Origin of the sequence: Cryobacterium sp. TMT2-10 (assembly GCF_004403075.1) — a bacterium.
GTDB lineage: Bacteria > Actinomycetota > Actinomycetes > Actinomycetales > Microbacteriaceae > Cryobacterium > Cryobacterium shii.
This window is the reverse complement of record NZ_SOGW01000101.1, coordinates 1-25691: the sequence shown is the minus strand read 5'-3', so window position 1 is coordinate 25691 and position 25691 is coordinate 1. Positions and strand designations below refer to the sequence as shown.

Below are 25691 nucleotides of genomic sequence, written 5' to 3'. Positions count from 1 at the left end.
CGCCCACCGCGCACCGGCACCGCGCACCGGCACCGCGCACCGGCACCGCGCGCCGGCGCCCGCCCGGGCCCGCGCTTAGACTGAGCGGATGCCCGTCATCGAGATCAGCGACCTCAGCGATCCGCGTCTCGTGGACTACGCCCACCTGACCGACGTCGCCCTCAAGAAGGCTCGGGGCACCGAACACGGACTGTATATAGCCGAGTCGGCATTGGTTCTCGAGCGCGCGCTGCGGGCCGGGCATCGCCCCCGCTCGGTGCTCGCGCTCGGCAACACCGTCGACGAGGCCCGCGCGCTCGTCGGCAACGACGTGCCCGTCTTCGTCGGCCCGGGGGAGCTGCTGGCCGAGCTGACCGGCTACGTGCTGCACCGCGGCGTGATCGCCGCCATGCACCGCCCGGCCCTGACCGAGCCGGACGCGCTGCTCGCCGGCGCGCGCCGCATCGTCATCCTCGAGAACGTCTCCGACCCCACCAACGTGGGCGCGATCTTCCGCTCGGCCGGCGCGATCGGCGCGGACGCGATCCTGGTCACGCCCCGCTGCTCCGACCCGTTCTACCGCCGCGCCATCCGCGTCTCGATGGGCACCGTGCTGCAGGTGCCGTGGACCCGCGTCGGCGACTGGCCCAGCACCCGCGCGCTGCTGACCCGGCACGGCTTCCACGTGGCCGCGCTCGCACTCAGCGCGGATGCCGTCAGCCTGCGCGACTTCCCCGGCCACGAACACGACCGGCTGGCCCTGCTGCTCGGCGCGGAGGGTGAGGGCCTCACCCCGGACGCCCTGGCGGCCTCCGACAGCGTGGTGCAGATCCCGATGAAGCACGGCATCGACTCCCTCAACGTGGCCGCGGCCAGCGCCGTCGCCATGTGGGCGCTGTCCGGCTGACTCCGGGCACCGATTCGCAGGAGTCAGGCGGTGGCCGCCGGGGGCTTACTCAGGAGATCCGCGGGATCGCGTTGCGCCGGCCCCCGGACCAGTGCGGCGGCAGGCACAGAACGACGGATGCCGTGCCGGATTTCCTGAGTCAGCCCCACGCCGACCGCCGCGCCATGATCTCCGCCACACGCCCGCCCGCGCTTCAGCGTGGCGGCAGCGCGGGAAGCCTAGGCTGAGGTCATGAGCAACGAGGCTGTCATTGTCGATGTCGTGCGCACCGCGTCAGGTCGAGGCAAGCCGGGGGGCGCCCTGTCGGGCGTGCATCCGGCCGACCTGCTGGCGGGTGTGCTGAGCGAACTGGTCAGCCGCAACGGCCTCGATCCGGCCCTCGTCGACGACGTGATCGGCGGCTGCGTCAGCCAGGTCGGCGAGCAGGGCTACAACGTGACCCGCACCGCCCTGCTCAGCGCCGGCTTCCCCGACTCGGTTCCGGGCACCACCATCGACCGGCAGTGCGGCTCCAGCCAGCAGGCCGTCACCTTCGCCGCCCAGGGCGTGATGGCCGGCGCCTACGACGTGGTCATCGCCTGCGGCGTCGAGTCGATGAGTCGTGTGCCGCTGGGCAGCTCGCTCGGACGCGGGTCCGGCGGGACACCCGGCCAGGACCCGCACGGCACCCTGATGCACGAGCGCTACCCGCAGGGCCTGGTCAACCAGGGCGTCTCGGCCGAGCTGATCAACCAGCAGTGGCGCCTGGGCCGCGGCGAGCTGGACGCCTTCGCGGCCCGCTCCCACCGCCTCGCCGCGGCCGCCGCCGAGCGCGGCGATTTCGACGGCGAGCTGCGGCCGGTGACCCTGCCGGGCGGGCGGGTCGTCACCGACGACGAGACCATCCGCCCCGGCACCACGCTCGCCTCCCTGGCCACGCTGCCGCCGGCATTCCGAACGGATGCCCTCGCCGCCCGCTTCCCGAAACTCGACTGGCACATCACCGCCGGCAACTCGTCCCCGCTCACCGACGGGGCCTCCGCTGCCCTGATCATGAGCGCCAAGCGGGCCGATGAGCTCGGCCTCAACCCGCGCGCCCGGTTCCACAGCTTCGCGGTGACCGGAAGCGACCCGCTCCTGATGCTCACCGGCGTGATCCCGGCGACCCGGCGCATCCTCGAACGCTCCGGCCTGAGCATCGACGACCTCGACGCGTATGAGGTGAACGAGGCTTTCGCCAGCGTTCCGCTGGCCTGGCTGCGGGAGTTCGACGCCGACCCAGCCCTCCTCAACCCCCGCGGCGGCGCCATCGCCCTCGGCCACGCGCTCGGCTCCTCCGGCACCCGGCTGCTCGGCACCCTGCTCAACCACCTCGAGCTGACCGGCGGCCGCTGGGGCCTGCAGACCATGTGCGAGGGCGGCGGCATGGCCAACGCGACGATCATCGAGAGGCTCTGAGATGCGCATCGACGGATGCTCCGCCCTCGTCACCGGCGCCGCGTCCGGCCTCGGGCTGGCCACCGCCACCGCCCTGGCCCGCGCGGGCGCTGCAGTCGTGCTGCTCGACCTGCCGGGAGCCGCGGGGGAGGAGGCCGCGGCGGCGCTCGGCGGCCAGGCCCGCTTCGTGCCCGGGGACGTCACCCGGGAAGAGGACGTGCAGGCCGCGGTCGACGCGGCCGTCGAACTCGGTCCGCTCCGCATCGTGGTCAACTGCGCCGGGATCGCGCCGGGCGGCCGCACGGTCGGGCGCGACGGCCCGCTGCCGCTCGCGGACTTCGACCGGGTCATCCGGATCAACCTGGTCGGCACGTTCAACGTGATCCGCCTGGCCGCCGCGGCCATGCAGCAGACGGAGCCGATCGGCGGCAGCGCGGCTCCAGCAGAAAAAGCAGTCGCAGCAGGCGCATCAGACGCGGCAGGCGCAGGAGACGACGCAGGCGCAGCCCCCGGCGACACGGGCACCGCGGAGCGCGGCGTGATCGTCAACACCGCATCCGTCGCCGCGTTCGACGGGCAGATCGGGCAGGCCGCGTATTCGGCTTCGAAGGGCGGCGTCGCCGCAATGACGCTGCCGCTGGCCCGCGAATTCGCCCGGTCGCTGATCCGGGTGGTGGCCATCGCCCCCGGCATCTTCGACACGCCCATGCTGCGCGGCATGGCCGAGAACGTGCGGGAATCCCTCGCCGCATCCGTGCCGCACCCGGCACGCCTCGGCGACCCCGTCGACTTCGCCGCGCTCGTTCGGCACATCGTCGAGAACCCGATGCTCAACGGCGACACCATCCGCCTCGACGGCGCCATCCGGATGCCGCCCCGCTGATCCCGCTGACCCCGCTGATCCCGCGGATCCCGCGGATCCCGCTGATCCCGCTGAACCAAGAGCCGGGACCGACTGCCCAGTGCCGGCCCCGGCCCCGCGCCTCCGCCGACCCTGTGCGTCCCCTCGGAGACCTCACCGACGTGCTTTTTTAGGGTAGGCTTACCTAAAGACAAGCGGGTGAGGCCCGCCGACAGCGCCGACAGTGGGGACACGCAACATCATGCTTTTGACACGCAACTGGGCCATGATCGCCGCGCTGGGAACAGCCACCCTGCTCGGAGCGACCGCGTGCGCGTCGCCCGACGCGGCATCCGGACCGGAATCCAGCGACACCGCCTCCGCCACCCCATCGGGATCCATCACCGTGTACAACGCGCAGCACGAGGAACTGACCCAGGCCTGGGCGGACGAGTTCACCCAGGAGACCGGCGTCACCGTCGTCCTCCGCAACGGCGACGACTCCGAACTGGGCAACCAGCTCGTGCAGGAGGGGTCGGCCTCGAAGGCCGACGTCTTCCTGACCGAGAATTCGCCGGCGATCAGCCTGGTCGACAACGCCGACCTGCTGGCCCCGGTCGACGCCGACACGCTCGCCCAGGTGCCCGAGCAGTTCCAGCCGTCCACCGGCACCTGGACCGGAATCGCCGCCCGCTCCACGGTCTTCGCGTACAACCCGAGCCTGCTCGGCGACGCTGAGCTGCCGGCCTCCCTGCTCGACCTCGCCGACCCGGCGTGGAAGGGCCGCTGGGCCGCCTCGCCCTCCGGCGCCGACTTCCAGGCGATTGTCAGCGCGCTGCTGGAGCTCAAGGGTGAGAAGGCCACGAGCGCCTGGCTCGCCGCGATGAAAGACAACGCGGTCGTCTACAAAGGCAACAGCACGGTGATGAAGGCCGTCAACGCGGGCGAGATCCCCGGCGGCGTCATCTACCACTACTACTGGTTCGGCGACCAGGCCGGAACCGGCGAGAACAGCTCGACCACGAAGATGCACTACTTCAAGAACCAGGATCCGGGCGCGTTCGTCAGCGTGTCCGGCGGCGGGGTGCTCAAGACGAGCGCGAACCCCGTCGCCGCGCAGGCGTTCCTCGCCTTCGTCACCGGCAAGTCCGGCCAGGAGATCCTCAAGACCGGCACCTCGTTCGAGTACCCGGTCTCCGCCGGCGTCGACGCGAACCCGGCACTGATGCCGCTCAGCGAACTCGAGGCCCCGGCCATCGACCCGTCCCACCTGAACAGCACCAAGGTCACCGAGCTGATGACCCAGGCCGGATTCCTCTAGGCTGAAAGTGGTGATACCCGCAGCTCCTCCGACCGTGAACACGGCGCCCGACAGCCAGGGCCCCGCCTCCGAGAGTGCCGTCGGCACGACCGAAAGCAGGGCCGGTTCGGCGCGCACGGATGCCCCGGCTCGGGTCCCCAAACGGCCCTCACCATTCATCGTGGCTGCCGCCGGCACCGTGTCCCTGCTGGGGCTGCTGCCGCTTGGGTATGTGATCGTCACCGGCATACTGACCGGCTGGCCGGCGCTCTCGGCGCTGATCTTCCGGCCGCGGGTCGGCGAGCTGCTCGTCAACACCATCGGACTCGTCTTGATCACGGTGCCGCTCTGCGTGGCCATCGGCGTGGGCGCCGCGTGGCTCGTCGGGCGCACCTCGCTGCCCGGAGCGAAGGTGTTCGCGGTGCTCCTGGCCGCCCCGCTCGCGGTTCCCGCCTTCGTGAACAGCTACGGCTGGGTGAGCGCCGTCCCCTCACTGCACGGGCTCTGGTCGGGCGTGCTGATCGCGACGCTGTCCTACTTCCCGCTGGTGTACCTGCCCTGCGCCGCCGCGCTCCGGCGCCTCGACCCGACCGTCGAGGAGGCCGCCGGGTCGCTCGGCAGCGGAGCCTGGGCCGTCTTCTTCCGGGTCATCCTGCCCCAGCTGCGGCTGCCGATCCTCGGCGGCGCGCTCCTGGTCGGGCTGCACCTGCTCTCCGAGTACGGTGCGTTCGCGATGATCCGGTTCGACACGTTCACCACCGCCATCGTCGAGCAGTACCGGTCCACGTTCAACGGCCCAGCGGCGAACGCGCTGGCCGGCGTGCTCGTGCTGCTCTGCCTGGTGCTTTTGATCGGGGAGTCCGGCGCCCGCGGCCGTTCCCGGTACGCCCGGATCGGCTCCGGCGTGGCCCGGGTCACCCCGCGGCGCTCCCTCGGCGCGTTCACCCCGGTCGGCTACCTGTTCCTCGGCGGCCTGTTCGTGCTGGCGATCGGCGTGCCGTTCTCGAGCGTCATCCGTTGGCTGGTGCAGGGCGGCACGGATGTCTGGGCCGACGCGGTCGTCGGCCAGGCGCTCCTGCAGACCGTCGGCTACGGCCTCGCCGGGGCGGCGGTCACCTGCCTGCTCGCATTCCCGATCGCGTTCCTCGCGGTGCGTTACCCGAGCCGGTTGTCCCGCGGCCTCGAATCGGTCAACTACCTCACGAGCTCGCTGCCCGGGATCGTGACGGCCCTCGCGCTCGTCACCGTCAGCATCCGTTTCGTGCAGCCGCTCTACCAGACCACGATCCTGGTGATCGTGACCTACCTGATGATGTTCCTGCCGCGCGCCCTGGTCAACCTGCGGGCCGGCCTCGCCCAGGTGCCGGTCGGGCTGGAAGAGGCCGCCCGCTCGCTGGGCAAGCATCCCGTCGCCGCGTTCCTGAGCGTCACCGCACGGTTCTTCGTGCCGTCGGCCCTCGCCGCCGGCGCCCTGGTCTTCCTCGGTATCGTGACCGAGCTGACCGCGACCCTGCTGCTGGCCCCGAACGGAACCCGCACCCTCGCGATCCAATTCTGGTCGAAGGTGAACGACATCAACTACGTCGGGGCGGCGCCGTACGCCCTGCTGATGATCGTGCTCAGCCTGCCGGTCACCTATCTCCTGTTCGCCCGCTCCCGACTGACGAGCGTCTCGTGACCGAGTTCGAGCGCCCCGCCGCCGGTACCGCCGAAACCGAGAGTCCGACCATCGAACGCGCAACCAGTGATCTCGAAAGCCCCGCCAGTGAACGCCCCGCCATTGAACTGAGCGGCGTGAACAAGAGCTTCGGCAGCACGCGCATCCTCGAGGACATCGCCCTCTCGGTGCCGGGAGGCAGCCGCACCGTCGTCGTCGGCTCGTCCGGCTCGGGTAAGACCACCCTGCTCCGCCTGATCAGTGGGTTCGAACTGCCCGACTCCGGCACGATCACCGTGCTCGGGCGCACGGTCGCCGCACCCGGCGTGGCCGTGGCGGCGCACCGGCGCGGCATCGGCTTCGTGGCGCAGGACGGGGCGCTGTTCCCGCACCTCACCGTGGGCCAGAACATCGCGTTCGGCCTCGGCCCCGCCCTCCGCAGCGGCACCCGCCGGCAGCGCGCGCGGGCGGTCGACGAGCTGCTCGAGATGGTGTCGCTGAACCCGAGCTTCGCCGCGCGCCGCCCCGACGAGCTCTCCGGCGGCCAGCAGCAGCGCATCGCCCTGGCCCGGGCCCTGGCCCGCCGGCCGCGGGTGATGCTGCTCGACGAACCCTTCTCCTCCCTCGACGCCGGGCTGCGGGCGGCCACCCGCGACATCGTCGCCGCCACGCTCGAACGCGCGGGCATCACCACCGTGCTCGTCACTCATGACCAGGCCGAGGCCATGAGCTTCGCCCACCAGCTCGCGGTGCTCCGCGACGGCCACCTCGGCCAGGTCGGCCCGCCGCGCGAGGTCTACTGGCGCCCCGTCGACCTGTTCACGGCCCGGTTCCTCGGCGACGCCGTGGTGCTGCCGGCCACGATCGACGACGGCTTCGCGTCGTGCGCGCTGGGCCGGGTCGCCGTGGCTCCCACCGCCCTGCGCGGCGACGCCTGCATCATGCTCCGCCCCGAGCAGATCATCGTCGAACACTGCGAGACGACGGATGCCCCGGGCGCCCCGACCTGCACCGGCCGGGTCGAGGCCGTCGACTTCTACGGGGCCGAAGTGCAGCTCGCCGTGCGCTTGTTCTCCGGTGGTTCCGCGTTGACAGGGCCTAACTCGTCGGGGTCTGACTCGATCGGGTCGCTGTCGGCCGGTTCCCTTTCGGCCGGTTCCCTGTCGGCCGGTTCCCTTTCGGCCGGTTCCCTGTCGGCCGGTTCCGCTTCGACCGGATCCCTTCACGCTCCCGGCGGCACCGTCATCCACGTGCGCCAGCACGGCACCACCGGCACCGTGGTCGGCAGCAGCGTCAACCTCACCGCCCGCGGCACGGCCACGGCTTTCGCCGCGCCCCACGCCTGACCCGCCGCTGCCCGCCCGCACAGGAACGCCCCGCACCGCCGACCTGCCCGGGGCCAACTCAGGAAAACCCCTGCGCCCGCCCCGCTGCCGCCGCAGACCAGTGCGGATCGCCCCGCAAGATCGCCCGGATCTCCTGAGTTAGCCGCAGAAGGTCAGCCACAGACCAGTGCGAATGCTCCGCCAGAGCGACTGGATCTCCTGAGCCAGCCAGCTGGCCGATGGCGCGCCGGTCGCTATCCGACTCGGCCCGCTGCTGCAGCCCTGCAGAGTAGCGGGCCCCGCGCACGTTGAGTCGGAGATTTTCACAACCCGCCGCATTCCAAGGCGCCGCCAGCGGCGTTTCGCGAAAATCACCGCGGTTAGGACCCGGTCGAGGTCGGCGTGGGCGTGAGGGGCGGCGGGGCGCGAGGGATGCTGCGGGTGGGCTCGGCGCACGTGGCCCGGCAGGGCCGGGGACGGGGCGGGACGGGACGGGGCTAACTCAGGAAAACCCCTGCGCCCGCCCTGCTGCGGCCACAGACCAGTGCGGCTCGCGCTGCCACTTTGCCAGGATCTCCTGAGTTCGCCACAGGAGGTTAGCCAGAGAGGTTCAGCCAGGGAAGGCTCCGTCGGAGAGGGTGGGGTGCAGTCGGTGCGCTCCGGGCATCCGTGCCGGTTGTTGCGCACCTCCGGCCGACGAGGGAACCGCGGATTCGGTGTGTGGCGCAGCCGGCACCCCGGGCGCCCGCCCGGTCCCGGGCTACGGCGCCGACCGCAGCACCCGCCGCTCCCGCATGCTCGAGCCGCGGGAGACCAGGTACACGAGGGCGGTCACGAACGGCACGAAGACGAGGAACAGCACCCAGGCCGCCCTCGCCCACCCGCTCAGGGTGTCGTCACGGAACAGGTCCGCGAGGATCGAGAACATGACCGTCAGATAGGCGATGAACACGTAGGTCCAGAAGAAGAGCCAGATATCATCCCAGATATCGGTCGTTGAGCCCATCCGCGTTCTCCTTCGCTCGGAATCCCGGCCAGAGCCTAGCGTGATGACGTCGCTGCGGACAGGGGTCGGGTTCCGTTCGGTCCCGCCGGCGAGATCCCGCCGATCCCGTTCTCCAAGTGGGCAACGCGACCGGGGCTTGCCCTAGGTTTGGCGCGACAATCGCCCCTCCGGAGGGAGCTCCACCACTAGCGCAGAATGACCCTTCGGAGCGCGCGACGGATGCTGAGAAGCATCACGCCCGCAGCCAGCAGCAACGCGCCGCCGCCGATCGGAAGCCCGACCTCGCTGCCGGTGGCCGCGAGCGTGGGCTGGCGGGCCGGAAGCGGGACAGAGGCACCCGCCGTCGTGGAGGGGGGAACTGCCGATGTGGCGGTCGTGTCCGTCGAAATTGAGGGCGGCAGGGCCGGTCCAGCTGCGCTGGTGATGACCTCATGGGCCGCGGACACGGCCGGGGCTACTCTGTTGACGGCCGTGATGGTGAACGTGGAGGTTCCGGCCGCTGTGGGCATCCCGGTGATCGCTCCCGTGCCGCCATCGAGCCGCAGGCCGGCGGGGAGTGCGCCCTGGGAAATGGCGAACGTCGGGGCCGGCGTCCCGGTGGCCGTGACTCTGAACGCGTAGGGGGTTCCGACCGTGGCCCGCGGCGGCGTGCGCGAGGTAAAGGCAGGGCTATCGGTCGTGGCCACAGTGCCGGTCGGCGCGCAGCCGGTGGGCACGGTCACGACGTTGGAATCCAGAGTCACCGCCGCGGTGTTCGCCAGGAGGCGGCCCGCGATGGTGGCTCCGGTGGTCGCCGTAATCGATTGGTTCGCCATGACTGTGCCCACGAATTGAGCCGCAGTTTCGAGGGTTGCTGAGCTGCCGACTTGCCAGAAGACGTTGCAGGAGCTCGCGCCGCCGGTGACCTCGATGCGACTGCCCGACCCGATGATCAGGGTGCTGTCGACCTGAAACACCCACACGGATGTCGCGCTGCCCGCCAGGGTCAGCACGCCATTGTCGGCCAGGGACAGTGCACCACCGGCGAACACACCGGGGCTGAGCGACAAGCCGGCGAGCTCGGCAACACCGGACGTGGTCGGGGTGAGGCCCGCGGCCGCGTTGTACGCCGTTGTCACGTCGCTTTGCGCCGCGCCGGCGCTCCCATCCGTCTGGTGCAGTGCCCCGGTGAAGCTGCCGTCCGGAGCGCCACCGAAGCCGGTGATCGAGGTTCCCGGGCTGACTCCCACGTCGCCGTTGATCACGGAGGGGCCCGTGTTCGTGACGGTGCTGGCACCGAGGACCCCGAAGGCCGCAGAGGCGCCGAGGTCGACGGGCCCGTCAATCGTGGTGGCCGCTTGCGCCGATGCCGCGGGCAACAACATACCGACCGCAAACACCAGACCGATGCCAGTCGCCATGCTCTTTCGGCTGTGCCTGATCGTGCTCACGAGTCGCTCCCATCGGTTCGGGAGTCAATGACGGCACCTCGAGCCGGACCCCCCGTGGAACATTCTAAACACAGGCTGAGACCCTCAATGTCGAACCCGGCCTCACTTTTGGGCAGGCAGACACGTGTCAAATGACCCACTGGTCGGGCTTTCGATGTCGGTGCGTGCGGGGCAGTCGGCGATGTTCGGGGTCTCCAGGCGCCGCTCGCAGTGAATCCCGCGCCTCTCAGACTCAGCCGCTCGGAAGGGCTTTACCACCCGGGTGGTGGGTCACCCCCCGAAACGTCCACCCCACCCGTTTCGTCAACCACTCCCGCCAGTGTTGGATTCGAGGCGATGCGGCGGTGGCACGCGGTTACCCTTCACAGGACCCACCACAACTTTTCGTCCTAGTGCCGTCCACCACGAGGGAGTGTTCATGGCCTGGCTCCACCTCGACGCCGAAAGCATGCCTGTAGGGCGGCGCGGCAGGGAGGAACCGATAAGGCACAGGTTCCGAGGAGAGCGAAGCGGGCGTGACCGGCGGCGGGTACGGGTGGTTGGAGTAATTCTGGGCCTGAAGGGCACGCCGTATCTCGACCCCGAAACACCCTCGCAACATCATCGCGATTCAACGCCCGCGACAGCGCGGGCATGACGAAAGACAGCCGCAAGAATATGTCGACGATCACAGTGACCCTCAACCACCCAGTGACCTCCGGACGATCCACAGTGATCCTCAAGGTCAACCGGCATGAACAGCTGCCTGCAGTTCTCGTTGACCCGCTTGACCACGAGGGAAAGGTCATCGCAGGGATGTGGCTTGCTGACGGCCATGGCGGGACCGTCTACGAACTGACCGAGCAGGTTCGGGCGGTGAGGACATGACTGAAAAGCGCAACACGAGTCCTGATCGGGAGCGCCTGCTCCCGACGCGACGACGCCCCGCTGCAGACACGAACGGTGACAAGACGTGGTCTGAGGGCCAGTTCCGCGCTCTCCTCGGGTCCGCTCCCGATGCGATGGTGATCGTCGACGCTGACGGTACGATCCTTCTTGTCAACGCACAGGTGGAGGTGCTTTTTGGCTACGTGAGGGATGAACTTCTCGGACAGTCTCTCGAGGTCCTCATGCCGATCGAATTCCGTGGCTGGTATCTGAGCCATCGATCCGAGTACTCGGCCAAGACAAAGACGAAGGCACAGGCACGGTCGATGGGACCCGACCTTGGACTTCTGGGTCTGCACCGCGACGGCAGGGAGTTTCCGATAGAGATTTCGCTCAGTCCTTTTGAGACCGACAGCGGAACGCTCGTGTCCAGCTCTATCCGTGATATCAGCGAACGGACCCAGGCCCAGGCTTCGACGCGAATGATGTCGATGCTGGTCGCATCCTCCGACGATGCCATTTTTGGTTACGACGTCGACGGTCTGATCACCGTGTGGAATCCGGCGGCTGAAGCGATGTTCGGATTCTCGGCGCCTGAGGTGATCGGCCAGCATCAGACCCTTATCGTCACGGTTGACGGCCGGGATCGAGGACTCGAATTGCAAGCCCAGGTCGCTGGCGGCGAGTCCGTGATCGGTTTGGAGTCGGTCGCACTGCACAAGGACGGATCACGCATCGTCGATATTTCGCTGACGATCTCTCCGATCTTCGACTCACGCAACATTGTGGCGGGCTGCTTCGGAATAGCCCGGAACATTTCGGAGTCCAAGCGTCGACAGATTGCCTCAGAAACTGACCAGGCACGCCTGGCAGCGGCCCAACAGATGGCTGGGATGGGCAGCTATGAAATCGACAGTGCGACCGGACAGCGATGGTGGTCAGATGAGTATTGGCGGATCCTCGGCCGCAATGGAACTGAGCCGGCATCGCGCGATTTGCTTCTGTCGTGCGTACATCCGCAGGACCGGGATCGTGTGGAGAGTCTCCTGCGGCGGCTCGATTCAGGATGGCCGACCCCGGAATTTACTTTCCGCATCATTCTGCAGTCCGGGGGAATTCGTTGGATGCGCTCACGCGCAGTTGTCATCAGGGCCGCGGATGGTTCGCCAATCAAAATCATCGGCATGATCATGGACATTACCGAGTTGCATCTAGCTGAGGCGCGACAACAAGAAGCCGAGACCAACTTTCGCCTGGGTTTCGACCGATCTCAGATTGGCATGGGGATGGCCGATTTGGATGGGCGACTGTTCCAGGTAAACGAGGCCCTGTGCACAATACTGGGCAGAACTCCCGAAGAAATCCGGGGCAAACGGACGCAGGATTTTCGGCATCCGTCACACCATGAGGGTGATCGTGCCTCGTTCTCCGGTTGGCTGAGTGGGGGATTCGAAGATACTCAGGCGGAACTTCAGTATGCCCGACCCAACGGACAGCCGGTCTGGGTGCAGCTAACGATGTCCCTTGTGCCTGACGTTAACGGCGAGCCGGGTTATTTCTTACTGCATATGCAGGACATCTCGTCCCGAAAATACGCCGAGGACCTCCTGGCTCACCAAGCCCTTCACGATCCCCTGACGGGGCTGCCAAACCGTCAGCTACTCGTCGAACGTATCGAACGCTCTTTGTCAACAGGACGAAGGACCGCCGGCTACGTGGGTGTGCTGTTCATCGACGTGGACCAGTTCAAGGTAATCAATGATGGATTAGGCCACGTGGCCGGCGACCGCTTGTTGGTGGGACTAACGCGACGGTTGAAGTTGATCGTTCGTCCCGGCGACACCCTTGCACGGTTCGGCGGCGACGAGTTCGTACTCGTCTGCGACAACATCGCGCCCTACGATGCGGAGCGGTTGGCCGAGCGAATAGTCACAATCGCCAAGGACCCTTTCGAGTTCGAGGGCAAGGAAGTCTTCGTCAGCGTGAGCGTTGGCATCGTTCTTGCTGACGATGATGCCGACGCCGATGCCAGCTCCATGCTCCTCCATTCAGATGTTGCAATGTATCGGGCGAAAGCGGACGGCAGGGCTCGCGTTGTGATGTACGACGAGGATATGCACCATCGAGCGTCGATGCGGCTTGAGACCGAATCCCAGTTGGCTCGCGCGATCTCCCGTGACGAGTTGCGCGTGTTCTACCAGCCGATTGTGGACATCTCGACTGAAGAAACGGTCGGCTTTGAGGCGCTCGTGCGCTGGGAGCATCCCGACCGAGGTTTCATTTCACCAACAGAATTCATCCCGATCGCTGAACAGACCGGGTCGATTGTTGCGATTGGCGAGTGGGTGCTGACTGAGGCCCTCAGGCAGGTCCAGGCCTGGCGCAGCCAGCTCGCTGAGTGCCATGACTTGACGATCGCAGTCAATCTATCGGCCAGACAGTTGCAGGATGCCAATTTTGTGCAGGTCGTGTCTGACATCATCACTCGGTCGGGCATCGACGCCTCGGCGGTGCACCTGGAAATCACGGAGTCCATGGTCATCAACAATCTGGATCTGGCCTCCGCCACCCTCTCTGGGTTGCGCGGTCTCGGGGTACGGCTCTCCCTGGACGATTTCGGTACCGGCTGGAGTTCCCTCACCTATCTCAAGCAGTTGCCCGTTCAGACCATCAAGATTGATCGCTCCTTCATCGATGGACTCGGGGGTAAGGATCCCCAGGCGCCGGCCTTCGTCAACGCCATCGTGAGTCTGGCGCGCGCACTGGAGATGGACGTCGTGGCCGAGGGAATCGAGACCAGGGAACAACTCAGCGAGCTTCGCCGTCTCGGAGGCAGCCTGGCTCAGGGCTATTTGTGGTCTCGCCCGCGGCCCCCGAAGGAAATACCCGGCTGGCTGGCCGAGGAGAAAATGCGCACGGTCAGATTGGCCGATTTGCGCGCGGTGAGCTGAACGGCGCGGGCGGCGCGTCAACTCGTGTGAGTGGACAGCAGCTTCCTGCGCCTGGCCTCATCCACGCAGCCTTGACGTCCGCTAACGCCCAGAGTGCTGAAAAGACGTTTGAGGTACCATTTCACCGTGTTGACACCCAGATGAAGGGTCTGGGCGATTTCACGATTGGAGCACCCCTGGGCCAACAGTATCAGGATCTCGTGTTCGCGCTCGGTCAACGTTGCACCGGTAATTTGGGCGCCTGATGAGGTCGTCTCTTGAAGGCGCGCGGAGGTAGTCGCGCTCTGGAGGAGAAGGCTCAGGAACTCTGGAAGACCGGGGGCCTGCGGTCCCTCCCATCGCCCGCCTCTCACCCTGTCTGCGACGTCCTGCACGATCTGAAGACACCCCGGACCGCCATCGAGGATGGGTCGCACCAAACCGAGTGCGTTGCACGTGACCAAGGCCGGGGTCAGGGCATCCATCGCCTCGACGCGCCGACCCGCATGCTGGAGCGTTGCAGCGAGTAGGATTTGGGCGCCCAAGTGCGCACGGGCTCCGCCGCGGGCTCTCGTCCGGTCGAGCAGCTCGTGAGCACGTTCTGCGGAGGCCGTGGCCAGATCTCGAGATGCATCCGGCGATAGGGCCGCTCGAATCTCGGTTGCGAGGGCGATCCTGTAATTCGTTTCGGCCAAGCCGCTACCCAGATCCCCGATCCGGTGCTGTTCGTCGTGCAGACCGGCCGGCAGAGTCCGGTCGGGTAGCTGGAAGTTGAATCCGAGCTGGATGCGTTCCGCGGCGATACACAGTCCGAGCCGGGTGAGCCCTAAAGTCTCGGCCACGTCTTCGCCCTCATCGAGAAGCGTCCTGGCCCCCACGTGATCGCCGCGCAGGGCCTTGATTCTGGCCAGGGTCGCAAAGGCGGAGATCATGAAATCGACCACTCCGCCTTCTGATCCCAATTCGTGAGCCTCCTCAAGCAAGAGTTCAGCCTTCTCCAGCGCGCCCCGTTCGTAGAGAAGCTGGCCGAGCATCGAGCTGGCCAGTTGCGCCGCATGAGAGTGTCGACCAGCGGAGCTCCGTGCAAGCTCAACTGCTGATCTGAAGAGGCGTTCTGCATCGTCGACTTCGAGTTGCTCGAAGGCAGCCAGACCGGCGAAACATCGGCCGTAGACGTCGCTGAACGGTCCGGACGTGAGCGCGTGAAATTGTGACGCCCAGTTCTGCTGCTCGGTTGCTTGTGAGTACTCACCCTCCTGGATCTTCTGGAAGGTGGAGATGTTGGCGGCGACGGACACAATCCAGGGACGGAGCCGGTTCGCTTCTGCAAAACAGGTTTGGTCTAGTTCGTCGACCAGGTCGAGCCTGTCCACGTACATGTCAATGCAGCATTGAACGACCAGGGCCTCAACACCGAGTTCAAACCGGTCATCCTGACTGAGAGAATCGTCGCACCGAACCAGGGCCTCCACCTTGTCGAGGGCGATCTGCGCCGCGCCCGATATGTGGAGAAGCGTGTTGGCCCAGGCGATTGCCATCTGAAGCTTGGCCTGATCCGCAACGGAACTGGCCGGTATCTTTCCCACCAGCACCAGCAAAGTCGCCATCCGGGAATGCTCGACAAGCCACATCGCGCGCGACTCAACAATGTCGACTGCGAAGTCGACCTGGCCGACTGCCAGAGCGTGATCAACGGCGTCGCTGGGATAGCCGTTCGATGCGAACCAACGCGCAGCGGCCAGGTTGAGTTCCACCGCTCGCCCCGGGAAGTCCCGTTCGAGTCGTCCCCGCAGGTAATCTTCGAACAAATGATGGTAGCGATACCAGCTTCCGTCTTCGTTCAGCGGCTGAAGGAATAGATTCTGAGCCTCAACACGCTCAAGCATGGCCTGACCCCGCACGACACCGGAGAGTGTCGACGCCAACTCCGCACAGATACGCTCAGTCACCGATGTTGTCAGCAGAAAATCAACCACGTCCGGTTCGAGGGCATCAAGCACGTTCTCGAGCAGATACTCGCCGATCGACTTCTGCCGACCCGAGAGCCGTCGGATCAGGTCGGACGCGTCGTGGTTTTCGCGCAGCGACAACGAAACCAGCTGGAGGGCAGCCACCCAACCTTCAGTCGTCCGGTGCAGGCTGGCCAGGTCGTCACGGTTGACGTCCAGGCCGTTGATGTCCACCAACAATGCTTGCGACTCGTCCTCGTCGAATCGCAGAGAACTCGCGTCCACTTCCAACAGCTGGTTCCTCACCATGAGACGACCAAGCGGGAGCCCAGACCTGGATCGGCTGGTGATCAGGAAGGACAGGCGGGAACTCCCCACATCCAGAAGGCGATGAATGACAGCACGGGTCCGGGAATCGGTGACGAGATGCCAGTCGTCCAGGGCAATGACAATGTTTTCACCGGCGGCATCCATGGCGTTGACCAGGGCGGGAACAACGTAGCGCTCAGCATCGTCGGGCTGTCCCTCGAGCAGAACCTGCCATTCGTCGTCCAACTCCGGCATTACCCGTCGGATCGCTTCCAACAGGTGGGACAAGAACCAGATCGTATTGTTGTCATCGCGGTCCAGCGAAAGCCACACGGTGGTCACGCCACGTGCATCCAGCGCCGCGAGCCATTGTGCGGCGAGTGTTGACTTACCGAAGCCTGCCGGGGCATGAATCAACGACAGTCGGCGGTGCTCACCAGCGCGGAGCAGGTCCGTGAGCCGAGCACGGGCGACCCAGTCCCCGACGGGCCTCGGAGGCTGGAATTTTGTCGTAACGCTTACAGGGGCGAACGGCAACGCCTCCTCCACTTCTCCTGCTAGTCAGGCATCAAGCTAGGCTCCAGGATCGCGGTTGCCGTCTCCGTGGCTTCCCCCGTCGCCTTCGCGTAAAAGATGCGGGCTCGCTTAAGTATGGGACCCGGCTGCTCAAATCCTGATTACGCCACTTACTTCTTCTCTCGCTTGGGCCACCTCCTTCTTTGCAGGGGCCCTGTGTTCCAACCAACCCCCGCGACAGGTGAGGCGCACGCCTCCTACTCCGCGGCGTGCGCCTCCAGGAACTCGTACACCTCGGTGTCGTCGACGCCGGGAAAGGTTCCGCTGGGCAGCGGGGACAACACATGGGCGTGCAGGCGCGCGCTCGGCCAGGCCTTGCCGGCCCACCGGGACGACATGTCCGACGCCGGGCGCCGGCAGCAGGACTCGTCCGGGCAGCGGGAGACCGCGCGCTGCGTGGTCTCCCGGCCCCGGAACCACCTGGCCTGCGCAAACGGAACGCCGACGCTGATCGAGAACTCGCCGCCATCCATCGCCCCGGTCTGGGTCGCCGACCAGAAGGTGCCCACCGGGGTGTCGGTGTACTGGTAGAACTCGGTGGTGCGGTTGGTGTGGGTGAAAGCGCTGCGGGCGCTCCACTGCTTGCAGACGAACTGGCCCTCGATCGACCCGGTCACGTCGGCGGGCAGGGGGAGCCCGTCGTTCTCGTAGCCCTTCTGCAGGGCGCCGTCGCCCGTGACGCGCAGGAAGTGCAGGGGCATGTCCAGGTGTGAGGTGGCCAGGTTGGTCAGCCGCAGCGCGGCGGCCTCGTGGGTCACCCCGAACGCGTCCCGGAAATCCTCGACCGACAGCTCGCGCTCCCGCTTCGCGTGTGAGAGGAAGGCGACCGAGGCATCCTGCGGCATCAGGCAGGCGGCCGCGAAGTAGTTGATCTGCAGCCTCTGCCAGAGAAACTCGGCGTAGCTGTTCGGACGTTCGTGCCCGAGCAGCCGGTGCCCCATCGCCTGCAGGGCCATCGAGCGCAGGCCGTGGCCGCCGGGGATGGAGGCCGGCGGCAGGTAGATCCGGCGGTTGACGAGGTCGGTGACCGACCGGGTCGAGCCCGGCAGGTCGTTGACGTAGATCAGGCTGAAGCCGAGCTGCTCGGCCATCACACTCACCTCGCGGTGGGTGAGGGCGCCAAAGACGTGACCGGATGCCCGCACCCGGTCCTCGGCGAGCTGCTCGATGTCGGGCATGTAGTTGTCCTGGTCGCGCATCCGCTCGCGCAGTTCCGTGTTCGCGCGACGGGCTTCCTCGGGTGTGGCGATGGCCTCGCTGGCCCGGCGGGCGAGTTCGCGGTGCAGGCCGAGCAGGGATTCGATCGCCGCCAGCGGCATCCCCTTCGTCACCTTCACCTGGGGCAGGCCGAGCGCCCCGTAGAGCGGGTTCTTCTGCGCGCGCGCCAGCTCGATCTCGAGGGCGGCCCGCGTGTTCGGCGCTTCAGTGTTCAGCAGATCGATGACCTGCACGTCGAGCGCCGTCGCCAGGGCCTGCAGGGTGGAGAGTTTGGGCTCCCGCCGACCGTTCTCGATCAGTGAGAGCTGGCTGCCGGCCAGGCCGACGCGCTCGCCGAGCTGGTCGAGCGTGAACCCACGCTCAGACCGGTAGTGACGGATGCGGAGTCCCAGCGTGATCAGGTCTGATGAGCGTGTTGGCATTCCTTAACGATAGTGAAAGAATCGCGTTTCTTAACGCTGCTATCTCCGCAGCGGCTGCGATTCATGCCGCATTGTTGATTCAGAGGGCGAAGTTACTTGCCCAAATCGACTTCACACCGCTGGTGTCACGCCGGATCGACCACGAAAGGCCAGGAGATGACCATCGCGAATTCCCACGTACAGACCGGCGGAGGCGAGTCCAGCAAAGCTGCCGGGACCACCGATCCCAACCTTCAGGCCTGGGTCGACGAGATCGCCCGCCTGACCCAGCCCGACGCCATCGTCTGGTGCGACGGCTCGCTTCGCGAGGCCGACGTCCTGGCGAAGCAGCTCGTCACCGAGGGCAAGCTCATCCACCTGAACCCCGAGTGGCGTCCGAACAGCTACCTGGCCCGCACGAGCCCGTCGGACGTGGCGCGCGTCGAAGACCGCACCTTCATCTGCTCGGTCAACCCCGACGACGCCGGCCCCACCAACAACTGGGCCGACCCGGACGCGATGCGCGGCGAGCTGCAGGGCGTCTTCGCCGGCAGCATGCGCGGCCGCACCATGTACGTCGTCCCGTTCTCGATGGGCCCGCTCGGCGGCCCCATCTCCCAGCTCGGCGTCGAGGTCACCGACTCTCCCTACGTCGTGCTGAACATGGGCATCATGACCCGAATGGGCCAAAAGGTGCTGCACATGATCGAGGCCGGAGCCCCCTGGGTGCACACCGTGCACAGTGTCGGCTACCCGCTGGTCGACGCCGAGGGTCGCCGCCGCGAAGACACCACCTGGCCCTGCAACGACACCAAGTACGTCGTGCAGTTCCCGGAGACCCGTGAGGTGTGGTCGTTCGGTTCGGGCTACGGCGGCAACGCGCTGCTCTCGAAAAAGTCGTTCGCGCTGCGGATCGCATCCGTGATGGCCCGCGACGAGGGCTGGCTGGCCGAGCACATGCTGCTGATCAAGGTCACGTCGCCGGAAGGAGGCGTGTCCCATCTGGCCGCGGCCTTTCCGTCCGCCTGTGGCAAGACCAACCTCGCCATGCTCCGCCCGACGATTCCGGGCTGGAAGGTCGAGACCATCGGCGACGACATCGCGTGGCTGCGCCCCGGCCCCGACGGCCGCCTGTACGCGATCAACCCGGAGGCCGGCTTCTTCGGCGTCGCGCCCGGCACCGGCGAGGTCACCAACCCCACGGCCGTGGCCACGGTCTGGGGCAACACCATCTTCACGAACGTCGCCCTGCGCGACGACGGCGACGTCTGGTGGGAGGGTCTGACCGAGACCACCCCCAGCCACCTGATCGACTGGGAAGGCAACGACTGGACCCCAGCGTCCGGCCGCCCCGCCGCGCACCCCAACTCCCGGTTCACCGTCGCCGCCGCGCAGTGCCCGTCCATCGCCGACAACTGGGAGGCGTTCGGCGGCGTGCCCATCGACGCCGTCCTCTTCGGCGGCCGCCGGGCGACGAACGTGCCGCTGGTGGCCCAGGCCCGCTCCTGGAAGCACGGCGTGTTCATGGGCGCGACCATCTCCTCGGAGAAGACCGCGGCCGCAGAGGGAACCGTGGGCGAGCTGCGCCGCGACCCGTTCGCGATGCTCCCGTTCTGCGGGTACAACATGGCCGACTACTGGGCGCACTGGCTGAAGGTCGGCAAGGGGCTGGGCAGCAAGGCACCGGAGATCTTTCAGGTGAACTGGTTCCGCAAGGGCCCCGACGGCAGCTTCCTGTGGCCCGGTTTTGGTGAGAACTCTCGCGTGATCGAGTGGATCGTTCGCCGGATCGAGGGCTTCGCGGATGCCCAGGACACCCCGATCGGCTACCTCCCGCTCGAGGGCGGACTCGACCTCAAGGGCCTGGACCTGTCTCCGACCGAGGTGGAGCAGCTCTTCCACATCGACAACACGTCGTGGCTGGCCGAGTGTGACCTCACCGAGGAGTATTTTGCCAAGTTCGGCGACCGCGTGCCGCCGGCTCTCCTGGCCGAGCTGGCCAGCGTGCGCTACAACCTACGCAAGGCGTAGCACCGCGGCCTCGCGGCCTCCGAGGCGATCGCCCAACGAATTCGACGGAGATTTGGCGCTAAAAAGCCGGTTTGGCTGGTCTGAACCGCTTCAGAACCGAAAATCTCCGTCGAATTGGTTCTCGGGGCGGCGAAAAGGTTTGGGTGCCGGGCGGGGGACGGTCGTAAAATGCTGCCAGTCGGGCGGGGTCCCGGCGGGAAGTCGCAGGTTCCCATGCATGACGACGGCGCGCTCGTGGAGAAACGCATCGACCGGTTCGTTCGGGAGCGGCTGCGCCCGGCGGTGCACCGGGCATCCGTGCCGCTGCGGGTCGACGCCTGGTCGGTGACGGATGCCCCGGTGCCCTTCAGCGAGGCCGTGCGCCAGTCCTACACGGCGTTCGGCACGGGCCGGGCCTGGGGCCGGCCGTGGGGCACGACCTGGTTCCACGTGACGGGGACGGTGCCCGTCGAGTGGGCGGGGGAGGCCGGCACCCGCGTCGAACTCGTCGTCGACCTCGGGTTCAGCCGGGCGACGCCCGGGTTCCAGGCGGAGGGGCTGGTCTGGACCCCGGACGGGATCATCCTCAAGGCGGTCGAACCGCGAAACCGCAGCGTGCCGCTCCGGGCCCGGCCCGGCGGACAGGTCGACCTGTACATCGAGGCGGCCGCCAACCCGGACGTCACCTCCGGGTTCACGTTCGTGGCCACCGACCAGGGCGACCCGGCCACGGCCGGGACCGATCAGATCTACCGGCTGAAGCGGGTGGACCTCGCCCTCCGGGATGAGGCCGTGTGGCAACTCTCCCAGGACTTCTGGACCCTGACCGGGCTGATGCGGGAGCTGCCGGTCGGGCTGGCCCGGCGGGCGGAGATCCGGCGGGCGCTCGAGAGCTGTATCGACGCGATGGACCCCGACGACGTGGCCGGCACCGCCGGACTCGGCCGGGCCGCCCTCGCCGCGGTGCTCGCCCGCCCCGCGAACGCCAGCGCGCACCGGCTGCACGCGGTGGGGCATGTGCACATCGACAGCGCCTGGCTCTGGCCGGTTCGGGAGACGGTGCGGAAGGTGGCCCGCACGTTCTCGAACGTGCTGTCCCTGATGGAGGAGAATCCGGATTTCGCGTTCCCCGCCTCATCCGCCCAGCAATACGCCTGGCTCAAGGAGCACTACCCCGAATTGTTCGCCCGCGTGAAGGCGCAGGTCGCGGCCGGCCGGTTCGTGCCCGTCGGCGGGATGTGGGTGGAGTCGGACACGAACATGCCCGGCGGGGAGGCGCTGGCGCGGCAGTTCGTGGCCGGGAAGCGCTTCTTCATCGAGGAATTCGGGGTGGAACCGCTCGAGGTTTGGCTGCCGGACTCGTTCGGCTATTCGGCCGCGCTGCCGCAGATCATGGTGGCAGCCGGGTCCCGCTGGTTCCTGACCCAGAAGACGTCCTGGAACGAGACCAACTTGATGCCGCACCACACCTTCCGCTGGGAAGGGATCGACGGCACGCAGATCTTCACCCACTTTCCGCCGGTGGACACCTACAACGCGCAGCTGTCGGGGGAGGAACTGGCCCGGGCCGAGCGCCAGTACGCCGAAAAGGGCGCGGCCAACACCTCGCTCGTGCCGTTCGGCTGGGGCGACGGGGGAGGCGGTCCGACCGAGGAGATGATCGCCGCCGCCCGCCGCACCGCGTCGCTGGGGGGTTCGCCCACGGTAGAGCTGTCGACACCGCGGCGCTTCTTCGAGGCGGCCGAGGCGGAGTACCCCGAGCCGCCGGTCTGGTCGGGGGAGCTCTACCTCGAGTTCCACCGCGGCACGTACACCTCGCAGGCCCGCACCAAGCGCGGCAACTGCCGCAGCGAGCACCTGCTGCGGGAGGCGGAGCTGTGGGCGTGCGCGGCATCCGTCTCGTCGGGCGCCGAGTACCCGTACGACGCGCTCGAGCAGGCCTGGCAGACCGTGCTGTTGCAGCAGTTCCACGACATCCTGCCGGGCTCGTCGATCGCGTGGGTGCACCAGGAGGCGGAGCGCAACTACGCCGCCGTCGCGGATGCCCTCACCACCCTGATCGAGGTGTCGGCGCGGCAGATGTGCGGGGCCGGTGACGGCGCGGTCACGCTCAACGCCGGGCCATATTCCGTCGGAGGCATATCGGGGCTGGGGGGTGGCGAGGCGACCGAGACGGATGCCGTCAGCACCCCGCCGGCACCCCGCGCCACGGTGCGCCGCCCGCCCGCCCGCCGGCCTCGTGCTCGACAACGGCCTCGTGGCCGTCACGATCGACGCTGACGGGCTCTTCTCCTCCGTGGTCGACCTCGCCGCGGCCCGAGAGCTGATGCCCCGCGGCGCGCGCGGCAACCTGCTCCAGCTGCACCGGGACACCCCCACCCAGTGGGACGCCTGGGACATCGACGAGCACTACAAGCGCAACACGGTGGACCTCAGCGCGGCCGAGTCCGTGGAGGTGTTCGCCGATGCGCCTGAGCAAGTCGGCGTTCGGGTCACGCGCACCTTCGGCTCCTCCCGCCTGGTCGAGCGGATCACCCTCGCGGCCGGGTCGCCGGCGATCGACCTGCACCTCGAGATCGACTGGCACGAGAAGCAGAAGCTGCTGAAACTGGCGTTCCCGCTGGATCTGCACGCCGACCGGGCGGCATCCGAGATTCAGTTCGGTCACGTGTTCCGGGCCACGCACACCAACACGTCCTGGGACGCCGCCCGCTTCGAGACGGTCGCCCACCGTTGGGTGCACGTGGGCGAGCCCGGCTACGGGGTGGCCGTGGCCAACGACTCGACCTACGGCCACGACATCGGCCGGTCGACCGGCCCGGACGGCCGCACCCGGACGACCGTGCGGCTGTCGCTGCTGCGCGCGGAGGTGTTCCCGGACCCCGCCGCCGACCAGGGGCGCCACGAACTGCGGGTGTCGCTGCGGGTGGGCGCCGGCATCCCCGAGGCGGTCGCGGAGGGCTACCGGCTCAACCGGCCGCTGCGCACGGTGGACGGGGTGAGTGCCGCCCGCGTGGAACATCTGATCGAGGTCGACAACCCCGCGGTGGTGGTCGAGGCGGTCAAGCTGGCCGAGGACCGCAGCGGGGATCTGATCGTGCGGCTCTACGAGGCGCACGGGTCGCGGGCGCGGGCGCGGGTCATCCGTCATTTCGAGGCGACGGATGTGACCGAAACCGATCTCCTGGAACGCCCCCTGGCCGCCGGCGCCGCCACGCTCTCGGCGGACGGTCCCGCGCTGGCCCTCGAGCTGCGTCCCTTCCAGCTGGTCACCCTGCGCTTCGCCCGCCCGTAGGCGCCCGCTCGTTCATTGGCCAGCCGAACCGGACCCGGCCGCCCGGCTGACCAATTCGACGGAGATTTTGGCCGAATCGGGCGTTTCAGGCCCGAAACCGGCGTTCTAGAGCAAAATCTCCGTCGAATTGGTTCAGGCCATTCGTACGGGCCGAGTCCCGAGACCAGGGGGCGCTAGACGAGCAGCTGGTGCTTGGCCAGCTCGCGGTAGAGCGGGGTGGACGCCACCAGCTCGGAGTGCGTGCCGGTGCCGATGACCTGGCCGTGGTCGAGCACCACGATCTGGTCGGAATCGACCACGGTCGACAGGCGGTGCGCGATCACGATCAGGGTGCGGTCGACGGCGACCGCGTCGATCGCGGCCCGCATCTTCTGCTCGTTGACGCCGTCGAGGCTCGAGGTGGACTCGTCCAGCAGCAGGATCGGCGGGGCCGCCAGCAGCGCCCGGGCGATCGCGAGCCGCTGGCGTTCGCCGCCGGAGAGCATGACGCCGGACTCGCCGACCGCAGCGTTTAGGCCGGCGGGGTCACGGTCGAGCACCTCGGTCAGGTTCACCGCGTGCAGCACCGCGATGCACTCCTCGTCGGTCGCGTCCGGCGTCGACAGGGTGAGGTTGTCCCGCAGCGAACCGGCCAGCACGGGCGCGTCCTGCTCGACATAACCGATCTGGGAGCGGAGCGCGGCGCGGTCGAGGGTACGGATGTCCAGACCGCCCAGGCGCACGACCCCGGCGGTCGGATCGTAGAAGCGCTCGATCAGGGCCAGGATCGTGCTCTTCCCGGCGCCGGACGGGCCGACCAGCGCGGTGCGCAGTCCGCGCGGGGCGCTGAACGACACGCCGCGGAGGACCGGGCGGGGTTCGCCGGCGGCCTCGGCGTCGGCGCGCTCGGCCGCCCGTTCCGCGGCCCCGCGCTCCGGGGACTCGCGATCCGCCGCGTCCAGATCGGCGTCGATCAGGTCGGGTTCGGCCAGGACCTCCTCGAACACGGCGGGCACGACGATGGCGGCCTCGAGAATGGGCGGCACGACGAACCCGGGCTCCGAAGCCGAAGATTCAGAACCAGAGTCAGCACCTGATTCAGCACCAGCAGGCGCAGTACCGGCGCCAGACGCCGCATCCGCCGACTCCGGAGCCGCGACCGCATACCCGAAGTGCACGTTCTCGAACGAGATCGCCGGCGCATCCGGCCGCACCGATTCGTTCGCGGCGCCGACCGTCATGGCCAGCGGCGCGATGTCGCGGTCGAACTGGTCCTCGGCGGGCAGGTCGATGATCTCCTGGATCCGGCCCAGTGCGCCGAGCGCCGCGTTCACCGAGGTGATGGCCCCGAACGCCTGGCCGAGCGGCACGATCATCAGGAACAGGAACAGGATGAACGCGATCAGGTTCGCGATCGTGATCGCGCCGCTGGCGACGCGGAAACCGCCGACGCCCAGCACGACCAGAAAGGACACCTGCATCGCGATGCCCGCGATCGGCACGACCAGCGCCGAGATCTTGGCGACCTGGATGCCCATCCGCCAGGCTCCCTTGGCGTCTTCTTCGACGGCCGCGACCTCCCGGTCGGTGGCGTTGGAGGCGCGCACGGTGCGCACGGCGCTGATGGCGCGCTCGACACTGGCGGCCAGGTCGCCGACCTTGGCCTGGGCGGCGAGGCTGGCGGTACGGATGCGCTGCGACAGCAGTGTGACGGCGACCACCGACACGGCGATCACGAGCACGGTCAGTCCGAGCAGCACCGGGTCGATCACGAGCATCGCGATCAGGGCACCGACGAAAGTGAGCGACCCGCCGATCGCTTCGACGAGGCCCTGGGTGAGCACGGCCCGCAGCAGGGTGGTGTCCGAGCCGACCCGGGACACCAGGTCCCCGGTGCGGCGGGTGTCGAATTCGCTGATCGGGAGGCGCAGCATCCGGCCGATCAGTTTGCGGCGGCTGGAGAGCACGACCCCCTCGCCGGTGCGCTGCAGCAGATAGTGCTGGTAGCCGCTGATCAGGCCGGAGACGATCACGAGCGCGATCAGCGCCCAGACCAGGCCATCCAGCGGCTGGCTCTTCTGCACGGTGGTGATGACCTGGCTGACCAGAAGCGGCTGGGCGAGACTGGCGAGCGCGCCGAGGATGCTCAGGACGATCACGAAGCCGAGCACCTTCTTGTGCTCGAGCAGGTAGGGGAGCAGCTGGCTGAACTTCGCGCGCGGCCCGCTCGTGTCGCCGCGGCGCCCCATCCGGCCGATGCGCCCGCGGGCGGCCGGGGCAGCGGCCGGGGCGGCAG

At 67.9% G+C, this 25691-nt stretch carries 16 protein-coding genes; 11 read left to right on the top strand and 5 right to left on the bottom strand.

Annotated elements, in window-relative coordinates; translation table 11 throughout:
- Positions 1-88 precede the first annotated feature (88 nt).
- The 6 genes from E3T37_RS12140 (at position 89) to E3T37_RS12115 (ending at position 7446) form a co-directional block, all read left to right on the top strand.
- The gene (locus tag E3T37_RS12140) at positions 89-886 is read left to right on the top strand and encodes an RNA methyltransferase (RefSeq protein ID WP_134367139.1); all 798 of its coding nucleotides are present in this window, start codon (positions 89-91) and stop codon (positions 884-886) included.
- 231 nt (positions 887-1117) lie between these two features.
- Positions 1118-2323: a thiolase family protein gene (locus E3T37_RS12135; protein WP_134367137.1), complete on the top strand. Its 1206-nt coding sequence runs from the start codon at positions 1118-1120 to the stop codon at positions 2321-2323.
- Position 2324: 1 nt separating this feature from the next.
- Positions 2325-3185, top strand: coding sequence for an SDR family NAD(P)-dependent oxidoreductase (locus E3T37_RS12130; protein WP_134367135.1), 861 nt, complete (start codon positions 2325-2327; stop codon positions 3183-3185).
- A gap of 220 nt (positions 3186-3405) precedes the next feature.
- Positions 3406-4464 carry an iron ABC transporter substrate-binding protein gene (locus E3T37_RS12125; RefSeq protein ID WP_198416039.1) on the top strand — a complete coding sequence of 353 codons (1059 nt, stop codon included), beginning with the start codon at positions 3406-3408 and terminating at the stop codon, positions 4462-4464.
- Between the two features lie 10 nt (positions 4465-4474).
- Positions 4475-6121 carry an ABC transporter permease gene (locus E3T37_RS12120; RefSeq protein WP_370262719.1) on the top strand — a complete coding sequence of 549 codons (1647 nt, stop codon included), beginning with the start codon at positions 4475-4477 and terminating at the stop codon, positions 6119-6121.
- Positions 6118-7446 carry an ABC transporter ATP-binding protein gene (locus E3T37_RS12115; protein ID WP_241994567.1) on the top strand — a complete coding sequence of 443 codons (1329 nt, stop codon included), beginning with the start codon at positions 6118-6120 and terminating at the stop codon, positions 7444-7446. The genes E3T37_RS12120 and E3T37_RS12115 overlap by 4 nt, the downstream gene beginning before the upstream one ends.
- A 739-nt stretch (positions 7447-8185) precedes the next feature.
- Here E3T37_RS12115 and E3T37_RS12110 read toward each other — a convergent pair.
- Together E3T37_RS12110 and E3T37_RS12105 are read right to left on the bottom strand one after the other, a co-directional pair.
- Positions 8186-8431 (bottom strand): hypothetical protein, encoded by a 246-nt coding sequence (locus tag E3T37_RS12110; RefSeq protein WP_134367133.1) that lies wholly within the window; start codon positions 8429-8431, stop codon positions 8186-8188.
- A 185-nt stretch (positions 8432-8616) separates the two neighbouring features.
- Complete coding sequence (locus E3T37_RS12105; RefSeq protein ID WP_134367131.1) at positions 8617-9861, bottom strand: ice-binding family protein; 1245 nt, start codon at positions 9859-9861, stop codon at positions 8617-8619.
- Between the two features lie 633 nt (positions 9862-10494).
- Between E3T37_RS12105 and E3T37_RS12100 the strand changes: the two genes are divergently transcribed.
- Together E3T37_RS12100 and E3T37_RS12095 are read left to right on the top strand one after the other, a co-directional pair.
- Entirely contained in the window at positions 10495-10728 is a 234-nt protein-coding gene (locus E3T37_RS12100) for a hypothetical protein (RefSeq protein ID WP_134367129.1), read from the top strand.
- A complete protein-coding gene (locus E3T37_RS12095; protein ID WP_134367127.1) occupies positions 10725-13679 on the top strand; it encodes an EAL domain-containing protein in 2955 nt (984 codons plus the stop codon). The genes E3T37_RS12100 and E3T37_RS12095 overlap by 4 nt, the downstream gene beginning before the upstream one ends.
- A gap of 17 nt (positions 13680-13696) precedes the next feature.
- Here E3T37_RS12095 and E3T37_RS12090 read toward each other — a convergent pair whose 3' ends face one another.
- The gene (locus E3T37_RS12090) at positions 13697-16465 is read right to left on the bottom strand and encodes a LuxR C-terminal-related transcriptional regulator (protein WP_134367125.1); all 2769 of its coding nucleotides are present in this window, start codon (positions 16463-16465) and stop codon (positions 13697-13699) included.
- A 224-nt stretch (positions 16466-16689) separates the two neighbouring features.
- Positions 16690-18132 (bottom strand): XRE family transcriptional regulator, encoded by a 1443-nt coding sequence (locus E3T37_RS12085; RefSeq protein WP_134367123.1) that lies wholly within the window; start codon positions 18130-18132, stop codon positions 16690-16692.
- A gap of 156 nt (positions 18133-18288) precedes the next feature.
- Between E3T37_RS12085 and E3T37_RS12080 the strand changes: the two genes are divergently transcribed.
- From E3T37_RS12080 to E3T37_RS17845, 3 genes are all read left to right on the top strand, one after another.
- Positions 18289-20142, top strand: a complete 1854-nt coding sequence (locus tag E3T37_RS12080; protein ID WP_134367121.1) for a phosphoenolpyruvate carboxykinase (GTP) — start codon at positions 18289-18291, stop codon at positions 20140-20142.
- 213 nt (positions 20143-20355) lie between these two features.
- On the top strand, positions 20356-22401 hold the full coding sequence (locus tag E3T37_RS12075) for an alpha-mannosidase (RefSeq protein ID WP_370292490.1): 2046 nt from the start codon (positions 20356-20358) through the stop codon (positions 22399-22401).
- Complete coding sequence (locus E3T37_RS17845) at positions 22379-23416, top strand: glycoside hydrolase family 38 C-terminal domain-containing protein (RefSeq protein ID WP_370292488.1); 1038 nt, start codon at positions 22379-22381, stop codon at positions 23414-23416. Before E3T37_RS12075 ends, E3T37_RS17845 begins: the two co-directional genes overlap by 23 nt.
- A gap of 173 nt (positions 23417-23589) precedes the next feature.
- Here the strand turns inward: E3T37_RS17845 and E3T37_RS12070 are convergent.
- The coding region (locus E3T37_RS12070; protein ID WP_370292486.1) for an ABC transporter ATP-binding protein at positions 23590-25691 on the bottom strand (2102 nt) is incomplete at its 5' end.